We start from the raw sequence: 23,497 nt of genomic DNA on the forward strand, positions 1-23,497 counted from the left end.
CGACCATTGTGCGCGGTGTCGGAAATTGACGCCTAAGTGCCGCGCTGAGGTGGACGTTTTCGCGCGGCTGGATCAAACATTGCCGCAAGCCTTTCGCGACCTCAGGGGATATTGTCATGCGCCGCTTTTCTGCTTTTGCCATCGCCCGTGAGGCCACGCGGTATCATTCCGGCTGGGAACGCCACTGGCGCAACCCAACGCCGAAGAAGAAATATGACGCGATCATTGTCGGCGCGGGCGGGCACGGATTGGCCACGGCGTGGCATCTGGGCACGCATTACGGGATCACCAATGTGGCGGTGATCGAAAAGGGCTGGCTTGGCGGTGGCAATACGGGGCGCAACACGACCATCATCCGATCCAACTACCTACAAGACCCGTCAGCGGCGATTTATGAAAAGTCGCGGTCCTTGTACGAAACGATGAGCCAGGATTTGAACTACAACGTGATGTTTTCACCCCGCGGTGTTATCATGTTGGCCCAAACCCACCATGAGGTGCGCGGCTATCAACGCACGGCCCATGCAAATGCGTTGCAAGGTGTCACGACGGAATGGATCAACCCCGCACGGGTAAAAGAACTCTGCCCGATCATGAACATCGATGGGCCACGTTATCCGGTGCTGGGTGGCTTGTGGCAGGCGCGCGGCGGCACGGCGCGCCACGATGCGGTGGCGTGGGGCTATGCGCGGGCGTGCAGCGACATGGGTATGGATATTATCCAGCAGTGCGAAGTGACCGGCGTGCGCAGTGAAGGCGGCAAGGTCGTCGGTGTGGACACCACCAAAGGCGCGATTGATTGCGATAAATTGGGGATGGTCGTTGCAGGCCATGCGTCGCATTTGGCGGATATGGCAGGGTTCAGATTGCCGATTGAATCGGTCGCTTTGCAGGCACTGGTGTCTGAGCCGATCAAACCCTGCATGGATATCGTCGTGATGGCGAACACGGTGCACGGATATCTGAGCCAGTCCGACAAGGGCGAGATGGTGATCGGCGGCGGCACGGACAGCTACAACAATTACACCCAGCGCGGGTCGTTCCACCACGTCGAAGAAACTGTGCGCGCATTGGTTGAGACATTCCCAATGCTGAGCCGCTTGAAAATGCTGCGCCAGTGGGGCGGGATCGTGGATGTGACGGGGGATCGATCCCCCATCCTGTCAAAAACGCCAATCGACGGCGTCTTCGTAAACTGCGGCTGGGGCACGGGCGGGTTCAAGGCGATTCCGGGTTCTGGTTTCGCCATGGCCGAGCTGATGGCCAAAGGCGCGTCACCGCTGACGGACGAATTTTCGATGTTCCGATTCCGCGAAGGAAAGTTCATCGACGAGAGCGTCGCGGCCGGGGTCGCGCATTAATGCTATCGGTCGCGTCCCATCATGCCAGACATAGAACTGCGCGCGATTTCGGCCTTGTCGTGCCCCGTATCGGGGGTGTTGGGGCGGTGGTCGCACTGGACGTTGGCGGCGTTGATGTGGCGCGTTCCCACGACGATATAGATCAGCCATGCCAACAAAATAATGCCAGCAATCGGAATCATGCTTGGGTTCGCGCTCAACTAACGCATCTACTTTCGGGTTTGATCGCGTGCGCGGATCGCGTCGCGCTCTGCTTCGGTCTGGGGCGCGGTCGGGTCTCTTTCGTCGACAATTGTGCTGCCGGTAAAATAGTCGCGCAACGCCCACAAAACGCCGAGCGCACCCAAAATCGCGGTGAGGATGATGATCCAGTCCATAACTCCGATATGGGCACTCTCTTGGCAGATTCAAGCCGACCTGAACGGGCGTGTCTGGCCACCTCTCGCCCAAACGCTCCGGCGTTTTCCGCTTATGTTCCGTTCTTGGCTCAACCTGCGACGGTGTTCTCACCTAAACAGGAGGACTTGAAATGGCTGATTACGACTTCTCAAAGCCGGCACCGGATCGGTCACACCGTATCCCTGTGGGCGACCAAGGGTCCGGCGCGGGTGGCGTTGGATTTATCCTTGTGGGCACGGTTATCTTGCTCGTCGTGCTGTATGCGGTCTTTGGCGGGGCGGGTGTTCCGCTTGACCAAGATCCAAGCGTTGCCGTGCCTGACGCAACTGCGCCAATGGCTGACCCAGCGATTGAAACAGCGCCTGCCGTTCCGGCGCCAACGGAATAAGACCGACCACTCACGTAGCATTCTGACGGCAATTCTGGATGGGCGGGGGTTGACCCTCGCCCGTCTGCACATAGGTCTTTGTGCAGATCAAGCAGCCTGTGTGAGTACCCGATGGACACCTTTATTTCCCGACTTCCCAGCACGACCGACGTCAGCGCATGGACCTTTCGCCACCGTGGCAAGCTCGGTGGGTTTTTGTCCGGCTCTGTCGGGATGTGGGTCGTCGCGACGTTCCTTGTCGTCGCAATCACGGGTGTCCCGCACGGCGGTGAGAGGCTCAGCCCTGATCGCACGATCGTTTACCCAAACTTCTAAAACCCTCATTCAACATGGGGGCCCGACCTCCAAAGCGGAGGTCTGCTGATGCTGATCCTTGAGTGCCCCTATTGTGGTGTGGCCTGCGACGAAACCGAATTGTCCGCAGGCGGCGAAGCGCATTTGAAACGCTTTGGCCCTGACAGTTCCGAAGAGGATTTCGAGGGTTATTTGTTCGTGCGCGAAAACCCGAAAGGTGTGCATTTTGAACGCTGGCGCCATTCGTACGGCTGCGGCAAGTGGTTTCATGCGGCGCGCTGCACCATGACGCTTGAGGTGTTCGGCACCTACAGCGCGCAAACCTTTGAGCCCCCAAAAGAGCTTTCAGATAAAATTAGCGCCAAACGACCGGGCTGGTCTTGGAGGGATTTCGCATGAGCACACGTTTGAGCAATGGCGGGCGGTTGGTTGATCGCACGCGACCCGTGTCATTTACCTTTAACGGGCGGCAGATGCGCGGATTTGTAGGCGACACGCTGGCGTCGGCATTGCTGGCCAATGACCAGATGTTGGTGGGGCGGTCGTTCAAATATCACCGTCCACGCGGCATCGTCGCAAGCGGCGCGGAGGAGCCGAACGGGCTTGTGAACCTTGGAGTTGGCGGGCAGTTCGAGCCCAACCAGCGGGCCACCACGCAGGAGGTGTTCGAGGGGCTAACGGCGGCGTCACAAAACCACTGGCCATCGCTTGAGTTCGATGTGGGTGCGGTGAACGCCAAGCTGGGGCGGTTCATGCCCGCAGGTTTTTATTACAAGATGTTCATCCATCCGCGCCCCATGTGGAAGCACGTGTATGAACCAATTATCCGCCATGCCGCGGGTCTTGGCAAAGCGCCCAAAGACCGCGACGCGGATGTGTACGAACATTTCTATGCCCATGTTGACGTGATGGTTGTGGGCGGCGGTATTGCCGGCCTGTCAGCGGCACTGGCAGCAGGGCGCAGCGGTGCGCGGGTGTTGTTGGTAGAACAAACCGCCGATTGGGGTGGACGTGCAGTTGTCGACGGCGCGCAGATTGATGGGCTGGACGCGGATGCATGGGTGAAGGACGCCCTGCAAGACCTTGAAAAGATGTCAAACGTAACTGTTGTCGCCCGCTGCATGGGCGCTGGCGTTTATGACCATGGCTATGCCTTGGCGTATGAACGTTTGACGGATCATCTGGCCGAAAAGACAGGACCGCGCCATCGCTTGTGGCGGATCAGGGCCAAGCAGATTGTGACTGCAACAGGCGCGATTGAACGCCCGCTGTCGTTTGCAGGCAATGACATTCCCGGTGTGATGCTGGCATCTGCTGTACGCGATTATGCGGTGAACTTTGGCGCGTCCGTCGGGGATCGCACCGTTGTCGTGACCAACAATGACGATGCCTACCGCACGGCGATTGCAATGGTAGAGGCCGGGCTTGAAGTGCCCGCGATTGTGGATGCACGCACGCAGGCTGGCCCATTGGCACAAGAGGCGCAGGCCTTGGGCATTCGGGTGCTGTTTGGCAAGGGCATCGCGTCCGTCAAAGGCGGCAAACGGGTTGAGGGCGTGGGAATTTGCGCGCAGGCCGGCGAAGGGTCCGTTCTCGAAGAAATCGCCTGTGACGCTGTGGCGATGTCCGGTGGTTGGTCGCCTGTGGTGCACCTGTGGTCCCATTGCGGCGGCAAGTTGATCTGGGACGAAGGCCAAAGCCATTTCCGGCCCGACCCGACCCGCCCACCGTTGGGTGCAGACGGGGCAGGTTTCGTGACAACCGCCGGTATCGCCAGTGGCGCGATGAGCACGCGAGGCTGTCTTAAAAATGGCCATGATGCAGGTGCCCAAGCGGCGGCATCAGCTGGCGCGACAGGCAAGGCTGGCAAAGCCGCCAAAGGCGATGCACCGGACGAGGCCGCGATGGAAGCGGTCTGGATGATGCCGCAGGGCGCGGGGTACAAACTGCGGTCCAAAATGTGGCTCGATTATCAGAACGACGTGAAAGTCAGCGACGTCCAATTGGCCGCGCAAGAAGGCTATGAAAGCGTTGAACACACCAAACGTTACACGACGCTGGGCATGGCAACGGATCAGGGTAAGCTCAGCAATATCAACGGTCTGGCGGTCCTTTCTGATGCGTTGGGTCAAGCTATTCCAGCGACGGGCACCACGACGTTCCGCCCGCCATACACGCCGATTTCGCTTGGATCGATCGGCGGCGAAGCCTCGCGCGATTTGTTCCAACCTCTTCGCAAGACCCCCATGCATGAATGGGGTGAAGACAACGGTGCCGATTGGGAACCCGTGGGGCAATGGCGGCGTGCCTATGCCTATGTCCGCAACGGTGAATCCGTCGAAGACGCGGTGAACCGTGAGGTCAAGAACACGCGTGATAATCTAGGGCTGTTGGATGCGTCCACCCTCGGCAAACTGGTCGTTCAGGGGCCGGATGCGGGCAAATTTTTGGATATGATGTATACCAACATGATGTCGAACCTGGCTGTGGGCAAATGCCGTTATGGCCTGATGTGCGGCGAACAGGGGTTCTTGTCTGATGACGGTGTTGTTGCGCGTGTCAGCGAAGACAAATGGCTGTGCCACACGACCACCGGCGGCGCAGAGGCGATCCACGCACATATGGAAGAATGGTTACAGACCGAATGGTGGGACTGGAACGTCTACGTCGCCAATGTGACCGAACAATACGCGCAGATTGCCGTTGTCGGCCCGAACGCGCGTAAGGTTCTGGAAAAACTGGGCGGGATGGATATGTCTGCGGATGCGCTGCCGTTCATGACATGGGCAGACGGGACCATTGGCGGGTTTGATGTGCGGGCTTATCGCATCTCGTTCTCAGGCGAGTTGTCCTACGAGATTGCGGTGAAGGCCAGCGATGGCGCCGCATTGTGGGACGCACTGATGGAGGCGGGGGCCGAATTCGGCGTTATGCCTTATGGCACGGAATGCCTGCACGTGCTGCGCGCTGAAAAAGGGTTTATCATGATCGGGGATGAAACCGATGGCACGGTAATCCCGCAAGACCTTGGCCTGAACTGGGCGATTTCCAAGAAGAAAGAAGACTTTATCGGCAAGCGTGGCCAATTGCGCAACCATATGATTGATCCGAACCGCTGGAAACTGGTCGGGCTCGAAAGTGTGGACCGCTCGGTTATTCCTGATGGGGCCTATGCAGTCGCGACAGGCGTTAACGACAACGGGCAGCGCAATGTGCAGGGCCGTATCACATCGACCTATTTCAGCGCCAATCTGGATCGCGGGATTGCGATGGGTCTGGTCAAAGACGGGCCAGACCGGATGGGTGAGGTGATCACTTTCCCCAAAACCGATGGCACGGATGTACAGGCAAAGATCGTTTCACCGGTTTTCTATGACCCAGCAGGGGAGAAGCAGAATGTCTAATCTTGCGGAAATCACGCGCAGCAATGCGCGGGGGATGATCACACTGCGTGGCGATTTGACAAGTGCAAAAATGAAATCAGCCGTAAAAGCCGCGTGCGGGCAGGGCATGCCAACGTCCGCGCAGGTCTTGGGGGATGGCGATGGCGGCGTGGCATGGATGTCACCGGATGAATTGCTGGTGATGGTGCCCTATGACGACGTTGCAGACGTCATCGCGGATCTAAACAGCGCGCTAAAGGGCGAACATGCGCTGGTTGCGGATGTGTCTGATGCACGCGCGGTGTTTTCGATCAACGGAGCGGACGCCCACGAGGTTCTAGCGCGGGTATGCCCGGTTGATTTGCATGTCGACAGCTTTGCAATCGGGCAATTCAGGCGCACACGATTGGCACAGGTTGCAGCCGCGTTCTGGCGCCATGAGGCTGGGTTTGACGTGGTCTGTTTCCGCTCTGTCGGTGACTACGTTGACGGCGTGTTGCGCAACGCCGCCCAAGCATCAAAGGTGGGCGCGCTGGATTAAGCGGCTGATTTCGCTTCTATTTCGGCTGCAGGCAGACAGGTGTTCACCCAATCTGAATTTTCCGCATAGCCGAGCGTTTTCAGCGCGTCGGCGTAACGCTCTGCATAGGGTTCGGCGATTTCGCGGGGCAGTTTCGTGACCCACTGCGCCTTTTTACCCGATGCCACATGCAGCGCGACGCGGTCGGTGCGGTCGTCCTTTTTGGCAAGGCCCCCGAACAGGGATTTGTCCCAATAGCTTTGTACGGCTTTGTCGATATCAAGCCCTTCGATTGCGAACCCTTCCAGAATGGCGCGGAATTGGGCGCAGTCGGTGTCCTCGATCAGGTCTTCGTATTTGATGTCTGCGGTGCGATCGGTGGCACCTGCGCTCAGGTCGCGCCACTTGAGCATTTCGCCCACTGTTTTGTCGTGCTTGTTTTCCATCTCGAACATCAGGCGTGTGTGATCATCGGGCATGGCATTCAAATAGTCTTGATAGTTCAGATCATCCCATTCGGCCCGTTCTTCGCGCAGGAATTTTTCGTTCCCCAGCGGCGCGATGCGGTGATAGCGCATGCCGGATAACAGCACATCACGGGGGTCGCGGATGATATGCAAAAAGCGCGCGTGATCCATGTTGATCAGCTGTTTTGGAAAACTGGACGACCAGTTTACGATGATATGCGGGCCGGTTTCTGCCGCGTCTTCAAGGCGTTTGGCGCGGTAACACTGCATGAACGGGATGTTTTGTTCATTGGCGATGGCGCGGAATACTTTGCGCATCCAGATGGTGCCGGTTTTATGGTGGGTGCCAATGCAGATATATCGCGCAGTCATTCTTTCGCTTCTTTCATGGGTTCGAAGTGGCCTGTGTCGATGAACGTGCGAAACTCCGGCACGGTCAGTTGGTAATCCAGCACCCGTTGTGAGCAATCTGCGCAGGCACGGGCGAGGGCGGCGAGGTCAGCATCCTGCAACCAGTCATCAATCTGGGCGCGCACGCCATCCGTCGGGATGGTCGTGTCCTCGATCGAGTTGATGTCGTATTTGTCCCAATAGTCCATGTCGATACGGTCTTTGTTCTTGGAATTGGCCGTGCCGCGCAGACGTTTGAGCAAGAAATCCTCGCGCGATTTGATCGCGTAATGGTTCACTTGGGCGAATTTGTTCGTGACGTTGTCTTTGTTCCCGCGCCAGCCCTTTTGCAGGTATTGATCGCCCATGGGTTCGCCTGCGGCGTTGGTCCATGTGACCATGCCCGGCACGATTTCGACCTTCTTGTTCCACTTGGGGCGGTGCACGCCGAAGAACCCGAATTTTTCAGGGCGAAAAAGGGTTTTGAAGCCCCAGACTAGGCCGTTTTCAGGTTCTTCAAAGTTGGACCCGCGGGTAAAGCGTTCTGTCACCAGATCGCCCTTAAACGGCTCGTTCGTCATCTTGGATTGGCCCTGGCTGCCCATCAGGCGCCAGTTGATCGAGATCGCGTCAGGGCTGCCGCATGCATCGATAAGCGCGTCAACGTTGCGATCCCCGACGTGAATGTTCAGGAATTCATCCGCATCCACGATCAGCACCCAATCAGCACTGCGCACAAAGTCCATTTTGCCCGCCCGTGAATAGGCGGCGCGTTGCGGATCCATGCGCGGGCCCAGCGGATTGTCAAAGTGTTTGACCACGCCCATCTGGTCCAAACGGTTCAGGATCAGGTTTGTGCCGTCGGTGCAATCGTTTGAAAAGATACAGAATTCATCGATGCCGATGGATTTGTGGTAGGCCAGCCATTCCAGCAGGTAGGGCCCTTCGTTCTTCATTGTCGAAACAAGGACCTTGCGGCCCGCATTTGGTGCGGTGCTCATTTAGGTGTCGCTTTCTTTGGGGCCACTTTGGTTTTGGTTGCCGCTGTTTTCTTGGCCGCCGGTTTTTTGGCCGGTGTCTTTCGGGCGGCCGGTTTTTTGGCTGCGGGCTTTTTCGCCGCCGGTTTCTTGGCGGCTGTTTTCTTGGGCGCGGCTTTTTTGACGGGCTTGGCTACGATATCATCGGGGATCGGCACCGTGTCGCTGGGGCTTTCGATTGTTGTCGATGCCTCAAGCGTGGCTTCTTCGATGATGTCGCCGATAGACGGTGCCGGCTCGTCCATGTCGATGGTCGCGGTGGTGGGGGCGACTTCGGGTGCGGTGGTTGCCGCCATTGCGCGTTTTGCGACGGCGGCTTTGGCCATCAGTTTGGCGCTTGCGGCATCGTTGGGGTCCGCTGCCTGTGCGGCCAGCGCGATTTTCTGGGTGCGTTCATTCATCAACGGCACGCCTAGCCCTGCGGCGGCTTCGGTGTTCATGAACGGATTGTCCAGCGTGCCGCCTTTGGACGATTTGTCCTTCAGCTGGTGCGCATCAAGCTTGTCTTCTGCGTTCTCACCCGCCGCCTCAAGCAGGGCTTTGCGGGTGTCACCCTTTTTGGCCGTTTGGGTTTGGGCGATCATCTTGGCGATCTTTTTGTCGGGAATGCCAGCCGCCTGAAGTTCTTTGACCTTTTGCTGCCATTCTTTGGGCAGGTGTTGGACGAACAGCACTTCGTCGAGCTTATCAAGCTCAACCGCCGACGCCTCTTTGAGGTCTTTGATCCATGTGTCGTATTCACCGGATGTGCGCAGCATTTCAACGCGCGCGGCGTGGAATTCCAGCGCTTTGTCTTGCAAGTCGCGCATGATCGGATCGGACAAAATTTGGGCCATCTTACGCTTCGTGCCCTTTGCGTGGCGCGTGGCGTTCAGGTGTTCCTCTTCGTTGCGATCAAACAGGGCGAAGTAGGCGGCGTTGTATTTGTCTTCTTTGTTGTTCACGTTGCCCCGCACACGGCGCAGCAAATACGCTTCGTACGATTTGACCGCGTAGTGGTTCAGCTCAACCATCTTATAGCCAAGCGTGGGTTTGGTGGACCGCCAGCCGGACAGTGAAAATTCGTCCGGCATCGGATCACCCGACCCGTTCACCCACAACTGATCAAACAAAAGTTTAGCGTTTGCAGGCTCTTGCTTGGCTTTCTTAATGTGCGGACGGTGAATGCCGAGCTTGATATCGCGGTAGGGTTTGAACAGGGTTTTCACGCCCCAACCCTTTTTGAACATGTCCGGCGCCGCGCGGGTGTAATTTTCAATCACAAGGCCGGGGTTCCAGTCTGTGACATCATTGGCCCCGAAAAACCGCCACGTGATCGCCATGGCATCTGCCTTGGGGTCCATGCGTTCGACGACATCATTGATCCAGCCACGCCCGACTTTGATGGACAGGAATTCATCCGCGTCCATCGTCAGGATCCATTCGCTGTCCATGACTTCTTCGTTCTGGGTGGCCAGTGCCAGCGCGTTTGGCTGTGGCTTTTTGCCTTCGGGCACTTCGTTTTCGAAATGCTGCACCCAACCGAGTTCTTGTAGGCGTTCCAGCATCTTATCGGTGCCGTCGCCGCAGTTGTTTGTGTAAACGCAGATATTATCAAAACCGATGTGCTTGTGATAGGCGACCCATTCCACCAGGGAATGGCCTTCGTCCTTCATCATCGACAAAATTGTATACTGGTGTTTGGCCATTAGATCTGGCCCCGCTTGGATTTGGTCACGATTTACCTGCTCTCGTTGCGCCGCTTGGGGCGTTTGCCAGTTGATCCGGCCTTGTGCGCACAATAGCGGACCCAGCGTTCAAGTCCACTGTTGCAAACGGGGAAACAATGCGGAATGCGACCAATTTGATGCAATGCGCCTTGACGTCGGGAACCTGAGGGCTTTGTTACATGTTAGACATTCAATACCAAAACAGAGGTGACACCATGGCTTTCGAACTTCCTGATCTTCCATATGCCCACGACGCGCTTGCCGGTCACGGCATGTCCGCACAGACAATGGAATTCCACCACGACCTGCATCACAACGCCTATGTGACCAATGGCAACAAGGCGATTGAAGGCACAGAGTGGGAGGGCAAGTCCCTCGAAGAGATTATCGTCGGCACGTATGACGATAGCGCAGTTGCCCAAAGCGGCATCTTCAACAACATCAGCCAGCTTTGGAACCACAACCAGTTCTGGGAAATGATGGGCCCCGAAGTCTCCGCGATGCCGTCCGAGCTTGAGGCCGCGATCAAAGAAAACTTCGGCTCCGTTGACGATTTCAAATCCCAGTTTTCCGCAGCAGGCGCGGGCCAGTTCGGGTCCGGTTGGGCGTGGTTGGTGAAAAACGCTGACGGGTCTTTGGCAGTCACGAAGACAGAAAACGGCGTGAACCCGTTGTGCTTTGGCCAAACGGCACTGCTGGGTTGTGATGTGTGGGAACATTCCTACTACATCGATTTCCGCAATGCGCGTCCGAAGTACCTTACAAACTTCCTCGACAACCTTGTGAACTGGGAAAACGTCGCATCCCGCATGTGATTTGACTCAGCCCCAGTCACCGACGGGTTTCGCTGATGCGCGAAACTCTTGGTGAACTGGGGAATGTCGCATCCCGCAAGTGATGAGATTTCGATCAGACATAGAAAAGGCGCCCTCAACCGAGGGCGCCTTTTTTGTTTCCTAGTCTGGCCTTAGGCGGACAGCGCTTCTTTCGCGATCTGCGCCTCAAAGGCGCGCATCGCTGTGCGTGCATCGCGGAATTGCAAGTTCAACCCGCCGTTGCGCAATTCGGGGAACAGCGAAAATACTTCATCCGACTGTTCGGACGCGAGGCCGTTCATAGCGTATTCACCGGGTTGGAAGCTCTCGGTCCAGACGGCATCAACCATCAGGACTTCATGGCGTTCGCACAGCAGGTGGATGTAGCTGACGTCGCATGCTTCTACGATTTGCACACCAGGCAAACCGACGAGATGCTTGGCCGCCACCAGCATTTCTTCTTCGCCAAAGTTCATCGCCAGTTCCGGGCCCGTGATCAGCATACGGTGGTTTGGCGACACCATCATGTCGGTCATCGGCATACCGTCGCCCAAAGCCCCTTTGCTGATACGGATCGGGCGCAGCCGTGCATCAGCGGTGAGCGCGCCCAGCGTCAGGTCTTTGCGGCCAATCCAGTGGATGTCTTGCAGACCGTTGTCGCGCGTCATCACGCGATCCCCAACCTTAAGGTTTTCGACACGGATCAGGCCCGCGGGCGTGCTGACCATCGCACCGGGCGTAAAGCAGGGCACGAAGCTTTCGTATTCGCTGTCGCCGTTGTTGGACCCGCCGGTTTTGACGTAACGCACCCCTGTCTGAAGCTCGGTGTCAGACGCCATGCCCCAGATGTCAGAGGTATTTCCGTTTTGCGAAAAGACGGTGACGGTGATGGTCGGACCCGTGGGGTTGCCGTTGTCATCCAGTGCGCGCAGGAAATGGTAGCTTTCGGATTCGACTTCTGTGCCGTCTGCGACAAGCCCGCGACCATCCACAATGACGTGCTGGCCTTCTTCGTCATCATTAAAGATGTCGGGTTCAGAGCTGGTGTCATCCAGCGTGATCGGCTGGTATTCAAAGCCGCCGGTGAATTCGAAGATGGTGCCGCGCGGTGTGCTGGAGTTGTTGATGATCGACGAACCGGGCGTCAGACGCGGTGATGAGTCTGAAACGGTAAAGGCTTCGTTGTCGAATGCTGCAAATTGACGTTGAACCATGGCAGTGGCCCTCCAATACATTTATAAATCTAGGCAGCCCATCCCCATGGGGCCTTTTGATGCTGCACTAGCACAACACCTCATCTTAACAAAGCCTTCATCGATTTTCTGGCCAAGTTACGCCGACGTTGTGGATATCATGCGTACAATCCTGAATTGTAGGGGGAATTGTTGATGATTTGTCACCAATAGGCCGTACGCGTCACTTTCGGTCGGCTGCGGCTTTGGTCAATTCATGTTCCAGTTCGGCCACATCGGACACCACGGTTGCGTAGTCACGCAGGGACGCATCGGCAAAACCGTTGCCGATGATCTGATCAAACAGCGCCAATAGTGCATCCCAGTATCCATTGGTGTTCAGAATGAAAATTGGTTTGTCGTGCAGGCCAAGCTGGCGCCATGTCATGGCTTCGAACAATTCATCCATACTGCCCGCGCCCCCGGGCAGAACCACAACAGCCTGTGCGTTCATCAGCATGACCTTTTTACGTTCGTGCATGGTTTCGGTGACGATAAAGGTCGTCAGATCGGTTTTGCCGACCTCCCAATCCATCAGGTGCTGGGGGATCACGCCAAAGGTATCGCCGCCGCCCAGTTGTGCCGCCCGCGCGACGCGCCCCATCAGCCCGACGTCACCCGCACCGTAAACCAGCCGCCATTCCTTGCGTGCCAGCATTGCGCCGCAGTCGCCCGCGGCCTGTGCGAACGCGGGGTCATTACCATCGCGGGAACCGCAATAAACGCAGACGGAAAACGGCAGGTGTGTCATGGGGGCTCCGATCTGGGGGAAGGGGGGCAAAAGCATCTTTTGACCCCTGATAGCCGCGTTGTTAAGGTCTGCCAACCGTTGGGGCCGCAAAGCTGCTTTGACACCACGAAAGGGGAGCATTTCGTGCAGACCAAGACTTTAGCCATCGGCGGGGCCGGCATTGTGGCAGTTGCCGTTGTGGCGGCCGTGATTTTGCGGCCCATTCAGGACGATCTTCGGGCGACCACGCCCGCGCCAGACACCGCAGTGGTGGAACAGGCCGCTGTCACAGCGCCAGTTGAACCTGTCGTTGAGGCACCGCAGGTTACCACGCCACTGTTGCCACAGGTTACCGATCGTCGGTTCGAACCGGACGGTGCGTTTCTGGTGTCTGGGGTCGCTGAACCTGGTCAGCCGCTGGCGGTGATGGTTGACGGTGGCGAGGTTGAACGCGTGGACGTCGGCGCGGATGGATCCTTTCTGGTGATCGGTTTCCTTGGATATTCGGATGCGGCGCGGGTCATGACCGTGGTCGGTGATCCTGATGGTGCTGGATTGATCGCTGAGCGGACGTTCATTTTTGACGCCAATCCGGCCCCTGTCGTTGTCGTCGTGGCCGAAGCGCCCGTAACTGATCCGGTGGCTGATCCAATTGCTGATGTGGCGGTGGAAGACGATGTTGGCGTCGCGGAGCCGGAGGTTGCGGCCGAACCGATCAATGATGTCGCCGAAGCGGCCCCGGCTGTTCCCGTGATCGCAGACACGCCCAATACGCCCGAGGATAGTGCCGCCCCCGAAGCCCCTGCAACGCCTGCAATTCTGGCCGTGACGGGCGACGGGGTTGAGGTCGTCCAACCCGCAGTTCCCGCCGACACGCCGCCCGAAGTCATGTCGACCGTGGCGCTGGACACGATCACCTACGATCCGGAGGGTGATGTTGTTCTTGGCGGGCGCGCGCTGGGGCAGGGGTTCGTGCAGGTCTATGTGGACAATGTCGCGATCAGCCGCCTGCCAGTAGATGCCGATGGCCGTTGGCGCGGGGATTTGCCGGATGTGGACACCGGCGTTTACACCCTGCGCATCGACGAAGTGGATGTTGCGGGTGATGTCGTCAGCCGTATTGAAACGCCGTTCCTGCGCGAAGACCCCGACGACGTGATCGCGGCCATGGCGGACGCGGTCGATAACCCCGATTTCACCATCGCGACACGCACGGTTCAGGCCGGAACGACGCTTTGGGCGATTGCTGAGGAACGCTACGGGTCGGGCGTGCTTTATGTGAATGTATTTGAGGCCAACAAAGACCGTATCCGTGATCCTGATCTGATCTATCCGGGGCAGGTGTTCACCTTGCCGGAAGACGACAGTTGAACGACACGCCCGACAGCGAGCTGGGCGGTATTCCCGCACTGGCACTGGATTGGCACCGCGCGGGGCAGGGTGCTGTGATTGCCACGGTGGTGCAAACTTGGGGGTCCGCGCCGCGCCCGGTGGGTAGCCAATTGGCGATCCGGGGGGATGGGCACATGCAAGGGTCCGTGTCGGGGGGCTGCGTCGAAGGCGCTGTGATTGTCGATGCCCTGGACGCGCTTGAGGATGGCACGGCGCGGCAGCTGGAATTTGGTGTCAGCGATGATGAGGCCTTTGCTGTTGGTCTGGCCTGTGGTGGCACCATCCGTGTGCTGGTGGAACCTGTGGGCGGTGCGATGCCTGTGGATGTCCTTGAGGGGCTTGTCGCGGCGCGCATGGCGCGAACGGCCATTGCCTATGTTGCCGATCTGGACAGCGGGGATCGACGCCTAGGTGACGTTGGCGAATATCCGGACAGGTTCCGGCTGGATCGATCCGGCGTTGAAGACGACGGGCGCACGTTTGTGGCCATTCATAACCCGCCCTTGCGCATGATCGTTGTGGGCGGTGTGCATATCGCGCAACACTTGCTGCCACTGGCGCGCGCCTGCGGGTATGATCCGATCCTTGTTGACCCGCGCCCCGCATTCGGGTCGCCCGCGCGGTTTCCTGATGTGCAAATTCTGGATGATTGGCCGGATGCGGCGCTGAAATCGGCAGGGCTGGATGCGCGCACGGCTGTTGTGACGCTGACCCACGATGCGAAACTTGATGATCCGGCCATTATGGCGGCGTTAACCAGTGATGTGTTTTATCTTGGCTGTCTGGGGTCCAAACGGACTCATGGCAAACGCATTACACGTCTGCAACAGGCGGGATTTAACGACGATCAGATTGCCCGAATCCATGCACCTGTGGGGTTGGACATTGGCGGGCGGTCCCCTGCGGAAATCGCAGTGAGTGTGATGGCACAAGTGACGACACGGTTGCGCAAAGGATGAGCGTGCGATGAGATTTGGCCTGGTTCCCGTTGCCGACGCGCTTGGCACTATTCTGGCGCATGGTGTGCCAGCGGCGGCGCTTAGCAAAGGGATCGTGCTGGGGGACGGGCATGTGCTTGCCCTTAAAGCCCTCGGAATTGAAAACGTTACGGTTGCGCGGCTTGAAAAGGGCGATGTGGGCGAAGACGATGCGGCGGTTCAGCTGGCGAACGCCTTGGCCCCCAACGCCGATGCGCAGGGTGTGCGTCTGACCAAAGCATCAACCGGGCGCGTCAATATCATGAGCCTGCGTGCTGGGCTGTTTGAACTGGATGTGGCGCGGATCACGGCCCTCAACCGCATTAACCCAATGATCACCCTTGCGACATTGCCCAACCTGCGACGCGTTGAGGCGGGGGTGATGCTGGCCACGATCAAAGTCATTGCCTACGCGCTCCCGCAGGAGGAAGTGAACGACGCCTGCCGCGTGCTTGGCGGTGATCTGGCGCAGGGCGACGCGATGACAATCCGCAGTGCGATGATCAAGACGGCCACGTTGATTGAAACGCACCATCCCGGCCAGCGGTCCCAACCCAAAGGGCGCCGTGTTCTGGATGCGCGGTTGGATCGGTTGGGAACAAATCTGGTCGAAACGCTGGATGTCCCGCACGAGGAAACGGCGATTATCAACGCGATTGCAAACGCCGAGGGAGAGATGATTTTCTTCCTCACGGCTTCGGCCACATCTGACCCCAACGACACCGCGCCCGCAGCCTTAAGGCGAGCAGGGGGGCTGGTCACGCGGTTCGGCATGCCCGTTGATCCGGGCAATCTGTTGTTTTTGGGATCGTTCGAAGACAAACCTGTCATCGGCCTGCCAGGATGCGCGCGATCTCCTGCGATGAACGGCGCGGATTGGGTCATGGAACGCGTGATTTGTGGCCTGCCCATCGGTACGGATGAAATCAGCGCGATGGGCGTTGGTGGATTGCTCAAGGACATTCCGGAACGCGGACGCCCACGCAGTTAAACGCGCAGCGGATCGCCTGACGCTGCATTGCGGCGTAAGAAAAGGTTCTCAGTCGTGCCCTCCCGTGCTTAACTCATTCCAAATACAAATATATCTGGGAGGAATTTCAATGACACAGGTCTCAATGACCGTGAACGGGATGGCTGTCAGCGGCGACGTCGAAGGGCGCACGCTGTTGTCTGATTTCCTGCGGGGCGATCTGCATATGACGGGCACGCACATCGGCTGCGACACCAGCCAATGCGGGGCGTGCGTTGTGCATGTGAACGGCGAGGCCGTGAAATCCTGCACGATGTTTGCCGCAGAAGCAGACGGCGCAGAGGTGGGCACCATCGAAGGTCAGGCGAACGCGGATGGATCGTTGAATGTGATCCAGCAGGCGTTTCAGGACCACCACGGGTTGCAATGCGGATTCTGCACACCGGGCATGGTGATGTCAGCGGCCGCCTTGCTGAAAGATAATCCAAAGCCGAGCGAGGCTGAAGTGCGCGCCTATCTGGAAGGCAATATTTGCCGCTGCACAGGATATCACAACATCGTCAAAGCGATTTTAGCCGCGTCCGGTCAGGACGTGTCATCCATCGCCGCTGAGTAATTCACCGCAGCGCCAGCTTTGGGTGCCAGCGCGGGGAGGCGCGGACACTTTGATAAGCGGCACTGCCTGAGGGAGGACCTTTCTATGCCTAAGGACAACACAACAACAGAAGGCGGCATTGGTGCCGCAACCGTGCGCCGCGAGGACATCCGGTTCTTGACGGGCGAGGGGAACTACACCGACGACATCCGCCTTCAGGGCGAATGCCATGCGATATTCGTGCGATCCGATGTCGCCAATGGTGTGATTAAATCCATTGATACATCCACAGCCGAGGGCATGCCCGGTGTGCTTGCCGTGTTCACAGGTGAGGATTTCGTCGAGGTCGGCGGCAACCCTGCGGGCTGGCTGATCAATTCACGTGACGGCGAACCGATGAAAGAACCCAAGCGCCCCGTGCTGGCCCACGGCAAAGTGCGCCATGTGGGGGATGCCTACGCCGCTGTGGTCGCTGAAACCCGCGAACAGGCGCTGGATGCGGCTGGCGCGATTGAGGCGGACATCGAAGAACTGCCTGCAGTGATCAACATGGCCTCAGCTGTGGCGGGCGGTGGTCTGGTGCATGATGAAATCGACACAAACGTCTGTTTTGACTGGGGCTGGATTGAAGACAACCGCGCCGCGACGGACGCTGCGATTAAGGCCGCGCCGCATGTCACGACGCTGGAACTGGTCAACAACCGTCTGGTGCCTAATGCGATGGAAACACGTGCGTCCATGGGCGATTACAACGCGGGCACGGGGGAATACACGCTCTATACCACCTCCCAGAACCCGCATATGTCGCGCCTGCTGATCTGTGCGTTCGTTCTCGGAATTCCGGAAAACAAATTGCGGGTGATTGCGCCTGATGTTGGTGGCGGATTTGGTTCCAAAATCTACCACTACGGCGAAGAGGCGCTGGTGCTTGCCGCGTCCAAAAAGCTGAAACGCCCTGTGCGCTGGACGTCCACACGCTCTGAGGCGTTTTTGTCAGACGCCCACGGGCGTGACCACGTCACCAAGATCGAACTGGCCTGTGAAAAAGATGGTACATTCATCGCGTTTCGCACGGAAACCATGGCCAATGTCGGCGCCTATTTGTCGAACTTTTCCACCGCCACACCGACGTTCCTGCATGGAACGTTGATGGCCGGAAACTACACCGTGCCCAATGTCTATGTGAACGTGAAGGCCGTGTTTACCAACACCGTGCCCGTTGACGCCTATCGCGGCGCTGGACGGCCAGAGGCGACGTACTCGATTGAACGGGTTATCGACATGGCGGCGCGTGAACTTGGGATGGATCCGATTGAGCTGCGGCGCAAGAATTTCGTCAAACCCGATCAGTACCCCTTCGCGAGCGCTGCGGGACTGGAGTACGACAGCGGCAATTACGATCTGCAAATGGACAAGCTTGAGGCGATGATTGACCGGCCTGGGTTTGCCGCACGTCGCGCCGAAAGTGAAAAGAACGGCAAGCTGCGCGGCCTTGGTCTGAACGCCTATATTGAGGCCTGCGGGATTGCACCGTCAAACCTCGTTGGTGTTTTGGGTGCGCGGGTTGGTCTTTATGATGCCGCCACAGTGCGGGTGAATGCGACCGGTAGTCTGGCCGTCATGGTCGGGGCGCACAGCCACGGGCAGGGGCACGAAACAGCGTTCCCGCAGGTGGTTGCTGAAATGCTGGGGATCGATCCACAAAGCATTGATATTGTGCATGGCGACACGGCGAAAATTCCGTTCGGGATGGGGACCTATGGGTCGCGGTCCTTGGCGGTTTGTGGATCTGCGGTGGTGCGCGCGACTGAAAAGATCATCGCGAAGGCCAAAAAGATCGCCGCCCACATGCTGGAAGCCGCCGAGGCGGATATCGAGTTTGAGGCGGGCAATTTCAGCGTCGCGGGCACGGACAAATCCGTCAGCTTCGGTGAGGTCGCGTTCAAGGCCTATATTCCCCATAACTTCCCGATTGAAGACATCGAACCGGGGTTGGAGGAAACGGCGTTTTATGATCCTGCCAACTTTACATACCCAAGCGGCGCTTATGCCTGCGAGGTCGAGCTGGACCCTGAAACCGGCAAGGTCACCATTGAACGGTTCGCGGCGGCGGATGATTTTGGCAACATTATCAATCCTATGATCGTGACAGGACAGGTCCATGGCGGCATTGGCCAAGGCATCGGTCAGGCGTTGATCGAACAAACGGCCTATGACGATGACGGCCAATTGCTGAGCGCATCTTACATGGATTACGCGATGCCACGGGCCGAAGATGTGCCGTTCTATCAAGTGAACCACGACGATGGCACGCCGTGCGCACACAACCCGCTCGGCGTCAAAGGCTGCGGAGAGGCGGGGGCGATCGGATCGCCTGCGTCGGTCGTGAATGCCGTGATTGATGCGATGCAATCGGGGGGCAAAAACGTCACCCATATGGATATGCCCCTGACGCCAAGCCGCGTCTGGGAAGCCATGAACGCTAAAGGAGTTTGAGAGATGTATAACTTTGAAATGACACGTCCCTCGACGATTGCGGACGCGGCGAAGGCCCTGAAAGAAGAAGACGCACAAGCGCTGGGCGGGGGGCAAACGCTGATCCCGACGTTGAAACAACGCCTTGCGATCCCGTCCACCTTGGTCAGTCTTACCGGTATCGGTGAGATGAACGGTGTGTGCATGTCAGACGCGAACGAGGTTTGTGTGGGCGGGGCGACATCCCATGCGGTGGTCGCGCGCGAGGCTTCGGCCTATCCCGGGTTGGCGGGGCTTGCGTCCCATATCGGCGATCCTGCGGTGCGCAATCGCGGCACGGTTGGTGGATCTTTGGCCAACAACGATCCGTCCGCCTGTTATCCGGCGGCGGCGCTCGCATCGGGTGCGAGCATCATCACCAACACCCGCGAAATTGCGGCGGATGATTATTTCCAAGGCATGTTCACTACGGCGCTTGAGGACGGGGAAATCATCACCGAGGTCCGTTTTCCGGTGCCCGAAAAATCCCACTATGAAAAGTTCGTTCAACCTGCGTCGCGCTTTGCACTGGTCGGTGTGATGGTCGCGAAATACGCTGATGGCGTGCGGGTGGCTGTCACCGGTGCGTCCGAAGAGGGCGTGTTCCGCTGGACCGAGGCCGAAGCAGCGCTGAGCGCGAATTTCAGCGCGGATGCTTTGCCGGACCTGTCGATCAGTGGGGACGACATGATCAGCGATCTGCACGGATCCGGCGAATATCGCGCGCACCTGGTAAAGGTCATGACGGGGCGGGCGGTTGCATCTGCCGCATAAGCTGGGCCGCGTAAATGACGATTGAACGCGAACCAGCGGATATTGCGGGCCGCAGTTTGACCACGGCGCACAACGGCGTGGTTTATGCTGTGGCCTACGATCCAGCCGCGGCGGATGGAATCGTGGCGCAAACACAAAACGCGCTGGCCTTTCTTGATGATCGGCTGGCGGGCTTTGGTGCATCCAAAGCCGGGCTTTTGCAGGTGACGATTTATTTGCATGATATGGCGAACAAAGGTGAAATGGATCGTGTTTGGACAGCTTGGATCGGGCCGCAGGATAACTGGCCGCAGCGGGCCTGCGTCGGTGCGGATCTTGGCGACAGGGGAACGACCCTGATTGAGATCGTCGCAATCGCCGCCCAATTCCCGATTGAGAACGGAGCCTAAATAGAAAGAGCGCCGATCCGCTAAGACCGACGCTCTCAAAATTTCGACCAGACTGAATTAGCCTTTTTGCGGCAGTGGCCCGATCAGCATGACCATCTGGCGGCCTTCCATTTTCGGGAAGTTTTCCACCTTACCGTGTTCCACGGTGTCAGCTGCGACGCGTTCAAGAAGTTCACGGCCAAGGTTCTGGTGGGCCATTTCACGGCCACGGAACCGCAAAGTCACCTTCACTTTGTCGCCGTTTTCCAGGAACTTATAGACGTTGCGCATTTTGACATCGTAGTCATTTGTATCCGTGTTGGGACGGAATTTGACTTCTTTGATCTCAATGATCTTTTGCTTTTTGCGGGCTTCGGCCTCACGCTTTTGCGTCTCGTATTTGAACTTACCGAAGTCCATGATTTTACAGACGGGCGGCGTCGCATTGGGAGAGATTTCAACCAGATCGAGGCCGGCGTCTTCTGCCATCACCATGGCGCGTTCGGGCGTTACAACGCCGACGTTTTCGCCTTCTGCGCCAATGAGGCGGATTTCGGTAGCGCGGATACGGTCGTTGACGCGTGGTCCGGTGTCACGCGCGGGTGGCGCGTTGTGAGGTCTGCGGGCTATGGGACTTGTCCTTAGATTGTTTGCCTTAGAGTGCTGCAACGTAAACCCGCCGCGCCCGCACTTCAAGGCGCAAAAGCGTCTTTCCGCCAACGGGTTTGACGGGGAAAGACCACAATCGGTTCCCGCTTTTCTTTGCACGCGCAGCATGGCATACCCCCAGCCGAGGTCCAGTTGGGGGCCATGTTTTTAAAGGACGAAGATCATGAGAGGCACGATTGCTATTATTGTCATCGCTGTGCTGGGCTTTTTTGGCTACCAGTGGGGCGTAAACGGCAAGAACCCGGCGCAAGTGTTTTCTGGCGCAACTGAAATGGCAACAGAAGCTGCTGACGGCGCCATGGAAACAGCTGGCGACGTGGCTGAAGGCGCGGCAGACATGGCGTCTGATGCGGCTGACGCTGTGACAGACACGGCCGAAGGTGCTGTCGAAGCGGTAACAGATGCTGCCGAAGGTGTAGCGGATGCTGCAAGCGACGCGGTTGATGACGCTGCCGAAGCTGTTGAAGGCGCTGTTGATGGTGTAACTGACGAAGCCGCGGCTGCCGTTGCTGCCGCCGAAGAAGAAGCCGCTGCCGCTGAAGAAGAGGCTGCTGCGCTTGCTGCTGCTGCCGAAGAAGAAGCCGCCGCTGCTGCTGCCGCTGAAGAAGAAGCTGCTGCCGCCGCTGCTGCCGCTGAAGAAGAAGCCGCTGCTGCTGCGACTGCCGCTGAAGAAGCTGCTGCTGCTGAAGCCGCCGCCGCCGAAGAAGCTGCTGCCGCTGCCGCTGAAGAGGCTGCTGCCCTTGAAGAGGCCGCTGCTGCTGAAGCTGAAGCCGCTGTAGAAGAGGGCACCGCGACTGTGTCCGAAACTGCAGACGCTGCCACGGAAGAAGTGACCGAGGCTGTTGAAGCCGGTGAAGCTGCACAAGACGCGATTGATGACGTGGCTGCTGCGTCTGACGGCATGGACATCATGGGTCTTTTGACACCTGAGACATTCGACGCCGCACAGATCAACGAATGGATCGACGGCCAAGAGCTCGGCGCGCTGGTGTCGACACCTCTCAAGGCGGCTGTGACTGCGGCAGGGGACAACCCTGATGCGATCTCTGCTGTGATTGCCCAGATCAAAGAAGCAACAGGCCTCTAAGGTTGGTTCACAACACATGAAAAGGGCCGCTCGATTGAGCGGCCCTTTTTGTATCTGACGGGTCTGTTTAGTCGAGGAAGGCTTTTTCCACGACGTAGTGTTGCGGGTTGGAATTGGCGCCCTCTACCAGCCCGTAGTCTTCGAACATGTCTTTGAGTTCGAGGTTGAACGCCATGTTGCCGCAGATCATCGCGCGGTCATTGTCGGGGTTCAGGGGCGGCACGCCGAGGTCTTCGAAGGCTTCACCGGATTTCATCAGATCAGTGATGCGGCCCATCTTCGGGCTCTGCTCTCGGGTTGTGGTGGGGTAATATTTGATCTTCTTCCAGAACCCTTCGCCGATGACTTCGTTCAGCAGCTCATCTGTTTTCAGGCTTTCGATAAGGTCGCGCCCATAGGTAAGTTCACCCACTTCGCGGCAGGTGTGGGTGATGATGATTTCATCGTAATCTTCATAGGTTTGCGGTTCGCGCAGAAGGCTGGCGAAGGGCGCAAACCCTGTGCCTGTGGCAAAGAACCAGATGCGTTTGCCGGGCAGCAGCGCGTCATGGACCAACGTGCCTACGGGTTTGGGGCGCATGATTACGTCATCGCCGACCTTGATATGCTGCAATTTGGATGTCAGCGGGCCGTCTGGCACTTTGATGGAATAGAATTCCAGTTCTTCATCCCAAGATGGCGACGCGATCGAATAGGCGCGCAGCAGCGGTTTGACCTTGCCGGTTTCGGGGTGTGGATCGCCCATCAGGCCGATCATCACAAATTCACCGGAACGAAACCGCATGGACGCGGGACGTGTCATGCGGAAGCTGAACAAACGGTCCGTGTAATGTTTAACGTCCGTTACAGTCTGCGCATCGGGCAGGGCGGGAACGGCTTTGGTCGCTGGTTCGATCTTTGAATCTGGCACGGGCTTCATTTCTGTCATGTGGATATCGGCGCGAGCTTGCGCCCGCGTCCCTCTGTTACGCGTTGATCTATGTCAGTGAAAGGGGGGGTTGTTGTGCTTTATCCGCGCATGCGGGATTGATAATCATGATCCCGCCAGTTGGCGCGGGCCAGCCATTGGGGTTCGGGTTGGCGGGCCGCGAGGTCTTGTGCGATTTCAACTTCGTCAAATCCGCTGCGCCGCGCCATAGCGTATTGATCCGCAATCACATGGCCGCGCGCGCGCAGACGACCGCCAAAGCCGAGGCGGCGCAGCTGGGCGGCGATGGTGAATCCGCGCCCGTCGGCAAAGCTGGGGAAATCCACGCGGATCATGGCGATGCGGTCCAGACAGCCGGCCAGATCATCGGGTTCCGCATCTGACGCAAGGTCAATCGCCACGGCACCACAATCATTGGCGGCCATATCTGCCAAGGCCACGAAATCGGTTGTCCAATCATCGGCGCCAAAGCCTGTGTCGGTTACAATCACGCTCATT

The 23,497-nt window shown here is 58.1% G+C and carries 25 protein-coding genes; 15 read left to right on the top strand and 10 right to left on the bottom strand.

Annotation, left to right across the window (positions count from 1 at the left end):
- Positions 1-116: 116 nt before the first annotated feature.
- Positions 117-1,361 (top strand): sarcosine oxidase subunit beta family protein, encoded by a 1,245-nt coding sequence (locus tag L0664_RS05170; protein ID WP_235224551.1) that lies wholly within the window; start codon positions 117-119, stop codon positions 1,359-1,361.
- Positions 1,362-1,363: 2 nt separating this feature from the next.
- Here L0664_RS05170 and L0664_RS05175 read toward each other — a convergent pair whose 3' ends face one another.
- Together L0664_RS05175 and L0664_RS05180 are read right to left on the bottom strand one after the other, a co-directional pair.
- Positions 1,364-1,543, bottom strand: coding sequence for a hypothetical protein (locus L0664_RS05175; protein WP_235224552.1), 180 nt, complete (start codon positions 1,541-1,543; stop codon positions 1,364-1,366).
- Between the two features lie 27 nt (positions 1,544-1,570).
- Entirely contained in the window at positions 1,571-1,738 is a 168-nt protein-coding gene (locus tag L0664_RS05180) for a hypothetical protein (protein ID WP_235224553.1), read from the bottom strand.
- Positions 1,739-1,890: 152 nt separating this feature from the next.
- Here L0664_RS05180 and L0664_RS05185 point away from each other — a divergent pair, with 152 nt between their 5' ends.
- From L0664_RS05185 to L0664_RS05205, 5 genes are all read left to right on the top strand, one after another.
- Positions 1,891-2,148 carry a hypothetical protein gene (locus tag L0664_RS05185; protein ID WP_235224554.1) on the top strand — a complete coding sequence of 86 codons (258 nt, stop codon included), beginning with the start codon at positions 1,891-1,893 and terminating at the stop codon, positions 2,146-2,148.
- A gap of 111 nt (positions 2,149-2,259) precedes the next feature.
- Positions 2,260-2,463: a hypothetical protein gene (locus tag L0664_RS05190; RefSeq protein ID WP_235224555.1), complete on the top strand. Its 204-nt coding sequence runs from the start codon at positions 2,260-2,262 to the stop codon at positions 2,461-2,463.
- Positions 2,464-2,511: 48 nt separating this feature from the next.
- Complete coding sequence (locus L0664_RS05195; protein WP_235224556.1) at positions 2,512-2,841, top strand: sarcosine oxidase subunit delta; 330 nt, start codon at positions 2,512-2,514, stop codon at positions 2,839-2,841.
- Entirely contained in the window at positions 2,838-5,846 is a 3,009-nt protein-coding gene (locus L0664_RS05200) for a sarcosine oxidase subunit alpha family protein (RefSeq protein ID WP_235224557.1), read from the top strand. The genes L0664_RS05195 and L0664_RS05200 overlap by 4 nt, the downstream gene beginning before the upstream one ends.
- Positions 5,839-6,366, top strand: a complete 528-nt coding sequence (locus L0664_RS05205; protein WP_235224558.1) for a sarcosine oxidase subunit gamma — start codon at positions 5,839-5,841, stop codon at positions 6,364-6,366. Before L0664_RS05200 ends, L0664_RS05205 begins: the two co-directional genes overlap by 8 nt.
- Here L0664_RS05205 and L0664_RS05210 read toward each other — a convergent pair.
- Genes L0664_RS05210 through L0664_RS05220 form a run of 3 tightly spaced genes read right to left on the bottom strand, consistent with a single transcriptional unit; the run spans position 6,363 to position 9,927 of the window.
- Positions 6,363-7,184: a sulfotransferase domain-containing protein gene (locus L0664_RS05210; protein ID WP_235224559.1), complete on the bottom strand. Its 822-nt coding sequence runs from the start codon at positions 7,182-7,184 to the stop codon at positions 6,363-6,365. The genes L0664_RS05205 and L0664_RS05210 overlap by 4 nt on opposite strands.
- Positions 7,181-8,203 (bottom strand): glycosyltransferase family 2 protein, encoded by a 1,023-nt coding sequence (locus tag L0664_RS05215; protein ID WP_235224560.1) that lies wholly within the window; start codon positions 8,201-8,203, stop codon positions 7,181-7,183. Before L0664_RS05215 ends, L0664_RS05210 begins: the two co-directional genes overlap by 4 nt.
- Positions 8,200-9,927 (bottom strand): glycosyltransferase family 2 protein, encoded by a 1,728-nt coding sequence (locus L0664_RS05220; RefSeq protein WP_235224561.1) that lies wholly within the window; start codon positions 9,925-9,927, stop codon positions 8,200-8,202. Before L0664_RS05220 ends, L0664_RS05215 begins: the two co-directional genes overlap by 4 nt.
- Positions 9,928-10,163: 236 nt before the next feature.
- Between L0664_RS05220 and L0664_RS05225 the strand changes: the two genes are divergently transcribed.
- The gene (locus tag L0664_RS05225) at positions 10,164-10,763 is read left to right on the top strand and encodes a superoxide dismutase (protein WP_235224562.1); all 600 of its coding nucleotides are present in this window, start codon (positions 10,164-10,166) and stop codon (positions 10,761-10,763) included.
- 152 nt (positions 10,764-10,915) lie between these two features.
- On the opposite strand, the gene L0664_RS05230 is transcribed toward L0664_RS05225, so the two are convergent.
- Positions 10,916-11,977: a Hint domain-containing protein gene (locus L0664_RS05230; RefSeq protein WP_235224563.1), complete on the bottom strand. Its 1,062-nt coding sequence runs from the start codon at positions 11,975-11,977 to the stop codon at positions 10,916-10,918.
- Between the two features lie 202 nt (positions 11,978-12,179).
- Complete coding sequence (locus L0664_RS05235) at positions 12,180-12,746, bottom strand: LOG family protein (RefSeq protein ID WP_235224564.1); 567 nt, start codon at positions 12,744-12,746, stop codon at positions 12,180-12,182.
- A 123-nt stretch (positions 12,747-12,869) separates the two neighbouring features.
- Here L0664_RS05235 and L0664_RS05240 point away from each other — a divergent pair, with 123 nt between their 5' ends.
- The 7 genes from L0664_RS05240 (at position 12,870) to L0664_RS05270 (ending at position 20,336) form a co-directional block, all read left to right on the top strand.
- On the top strand, positions 12,870-14,096 hold the full coding sequence (locus L0664_RS05240; RefSeq protein ID WP_235224565.1) for a LysM peptidoglycan-binding domain-containing protein: 1,227 nt from the start codon (positions 12,870-12,872) through the stop codon (positions 14,094-14,096).
- On the top strand, positions 14,093-15,076 hold the full coding sequence (locus L0664_RS05245; protein WP_235224566.1) for an XdhC family protein: 984 nt from the start codon (positions 14,093-14,095) through the stop codon (positions 15,074-15,076). The genes L0664_RS05240 and L0664_RS05245 overlap by 4 nt, the downstream gene beginning before the upstream one ends.
- A gap of 7 nt (positions 15,077-15,083) precedes the next feature.
- Entirely contained in the window at positions 15,084-16,085 is a 1,002-nt protein-coding gene (locus tag L0664_RS05250; RefSeq protein WP_235224567.1) for a molybdopterin-binding protein, read from the top strand.
- Between the two features lie 109 nt (positions 16,086-16,194).
- Positions 16,195-16,680 (top strand): (2Fe-2S)-binding protein, encoded by a 486-nt coding sequence (locus L0664_RS05255; RefSeq protein WP_235224568.1) that lies wholly within the window; start codon positions 16,195-16,197, stop codon positions 16,678-16,680.
- Positions 16,681-16,764: 84 nt separating this feature from the next.
- Positions 16,765-19,155, top strand: coding sequence for a xanthine dehydrogenase family protein molybdopterin-binding subunit (locus L0664_RS05260; protein WP_235224569.1), 2,391 nt, complete (start codon positions 16,765-16,767; stop codon positions 19,153-19,155).
- 3 nt (positions 19,156-19,158) lie between these two features.
- Entirely contained in the window at positions 19,159-19,947 is a 789-nt protein-coding gene (locus L0664_RS05265; RefSeq protein WP_235224570.1) for an FAD binding domain-containing protein, read from the top strand.
- Positions 19,948-19,961: 14 nt separating this feature from the next.
- Positions 19,962-20,336: a Rid family hydrolase gene (locus L0664_RS05270; RefSeq protein WP_235224571.1), complete on the top strand. Its 375-nt coding sequence runs from the start codon at positions 19,962-19,964 to the stop codon at positions 20,334-20,336.
- Positions 20,337-20,393: 57 nt separating this feature from the next.
- Here L0664_RS05270 and infC read toward each other — a convergent pair whose 3' ends face one another.
- Entirely contained in the window at positions 20,394-21,092 is a 699-nt protein-coding gene (infC, locus tag L0664_RS05275; protein ID WP_235224572.1) for a translation initiation factor IF-3, read from the bottom strand.
- A 55-nt stretch (positions 21,093-21,147) separates the two neighbouring features.
- Between infC and L0664_RS05280 the strand changes: the two genes are divergently transcribed.
- Positions 21,148-22,071, top strand: coding sequence for a hypothetical protein (locus L0664_RS05280; RefSeq protein WP_235224573.1), 924 nt, complete (start codon positions 21,148-21,150; stop codon positions 22,069-22,071).
- 67 nt (positions 22,072-22,138) lie between these two features.
- Here the strand turns inward: L0664_RS05280 and L0664_RS05285 are convergent, their stop codons facing one another.
- Complete coding sequence (locus L0664_RS05285; RefSeq protein ID WP_235224574.1) at positions 22,139-22,999, bottom strand: ferredoxin--NADP reductase; 861 nt, start codon at positions 22,997-22,999, stop codon at positions 22,139-22,141.
- A gap of 80 nt (positions 23,000-23,079) precedes the next feature.
- The gene (locus L0664_RS05290; RefSeq protein ID WP_235224575.1) at positions 23,080-23,496 is read right to left on the bottom strand and encodes a DUF934 domain-containing protein; all 417 of its coding nucleotides are present in this window, start codon (positions 23,494-23,496) and stop codon (positions 23,080-23,082) included.
- Position 23,497: the final 1 nt, after the last annotated feature.

It is taken from the genome of Octadecabacter dasysiphoniae (assembly GCF_021532615.1).
Lineage (GTDB): Bacteria > Pseudomonadota > Alphaproteobacteria > Rhodobacterales > Rhodobacteraceae > Octadecabacter > Octadecabacter dasysiphoniae.

What these genes read in the sequence shown, in the direction of transcription:
- L0664_RS05170 (WP_235224551.1), top strand. Translation starts at nt 117, where the DNA reads ATGCGCCGCTTTTCTGCTTTTGCCATCGCCCGTGAGGCCACGCGGTAT.
- L0664_RS05175 (WP_235224552.1), bottom strand. Translation starts at nt 1,543, where the DNA reads ATGATTCCGATTGCTGGCATTATTTTGTTGGCATGGCTGATCTATATC.
- L0664_RS05180 (WP_235224553.1), bottom strand. Translation starts at nt 1,738, where the DNA reads ATGGACTGGATCATCATCCTCACCGCGATTTTGGGTGCGCTCGGCGTT.
- L0664_RS05185 (WP_235224554.1), top strand. Translation starts at nt 1,891, where the DNA reads ATGGCTGATTACGACTTCTCAAAGCCGGCACCGGATCGGTCACACCGT.
- L0664_RS05190 (WP_235224555.1), top strand. Translation starts at nt 2,260, where the DNA reads ATGGACACCTTTATTTCCCGACTTCCCAGCACGACCGACGTCAGCGCA.
- L0664_RS05195 (WP_235224556.1), top strand. Translation starts at nt 2,512, where the DNA reads ATGCTGATCCTTGAGTGCCCCTATTGTGGTGTGGCCTGCGACGAAACC.
- L0664_RS05200 (WP_235224557.1), top strand. Translation starts at nt 2,838, where the DNA reads ATGAGCACACGTTTGAGCAATGGCGGGCGGTTGGTTGATCGCACGCGA.
- L0664_RS05205 (WP_235224558.1), top strand. Translation starts at nt 5,839, where the DNA reads ATGTCTAATCTTGCGGAAATCACGCGCAGCAATGCGCGGGGGATGATC.
- L0664_RS05210 (WP_235224559.1), bottom strand. Translation starts at nt 7,184, where the DNA reads ATGACTGCGCGATATATCTGCATTGGCACCCACCATAAAACCGGCACC.
- L0664_RS05215 (WP_235224560.1), bottom strand. Translation starts at nt 8,203, where the DNA reads ATGAGCACCGCACCAAATGCGGGCCGCAAGGTCCTTGTTTCGACAATG.
- L0664_RS05220 (WP_235224561.1), bottom strand. Translation starts at nt 9,927, where the DNA reads ATGGCCAAACACCAGTATACAATTTTGTCGATGATGAAGGACGAAGGC.
- L0664_RS05225 (WP_235224562.1), top strand. Translation starts at nt 10,164, where the DNA reads ATGGCTTTCGAACTTCCTGATCTTCCATATGCCCACGACGCGCTTGCC.
- L0664_RS05230 (WP_235224563.1), bottom strand. Translation starts at nt 11,977, where the DNA reads ATGGTTCAACGTCAATTTGCAGCATTCGACAACGAAGCCTTTACCGTT.
- L0664_RS05235 (WP_235224564.1), bottom strand. Translation starts at nt 12,746, where the DNA reads ATGACACACCTGCCGTTTTCCGTCTGCGTTTATTGCGGTTCCCGCGAT.
- L0664_RS05250 (WP_235224567.1), top strand. Translation starts at nt 15,084, where the DNA reads ATGAGATTTGGCCTGGTTCCCGTTGCCGACGCGCTTGGCACTATTCTG.
- L0664_RS05255 (WP_235224568.1), top strand. Translation starts at nt 16,195, where the DNA reads ATGACACAGGTCTCAATGACCGTGAACGGGATGGCTGTCAGCGGCGAC.
- L0664_RS05260 (WP_235224569.1), top strand. Translation starts at nt 16,765, where the DNA reads ATGCCTAAGGACAACACAACAACAGAAGGCGGCATTGGTGCCGCAACC.
- L0664_RS05265 (WP_235224570.1), top strand. Translation starts at nt 19,159, where the DNA reads ATGTATAACTTTGAAATGACACGTCCCTCGACGATTGCGGACGCGGCG.
- L0664_RS05270 (WP_235224571.1), top strand. Translation starts at nt 19,962, where the DNA reads ATGACGATTGAACGCGAACCAGCGGATATTGCGGGCCGCAGTTTGACC.
- infC (WP_235224572.1), bottom strand. Translation starts at nt 21,092, where the DNA reads ATGCTGCGCGTGCAAAGAAAAGCGGGAACCGATTGTGGTCTTTCCCCG.
- L0664_RS05280 (WP_235224573.1), top strand. Translation starts at nt 21,148, where the DNA reads ATGAGAGGCACGATTGCTATTATTGTCATCGCTGTGCTGGGCTTTTTT.
- L0664_RS05285 (WP_235224574.1), bottom strand. Translation starts at nt 22,999, where the DNA reads ATGACAGAAATGAAGCCCGTGCCAGATTCAAAGATCGAACCAGCGACC.
- L0664_RS05290 (WP_235224575.1), bottom strand. Translation starts at nt 23,496, where the DNA reads ATGAGCGTGATTGTAACCGACACAGGCTTTGGCGCCGATGATTGGACA.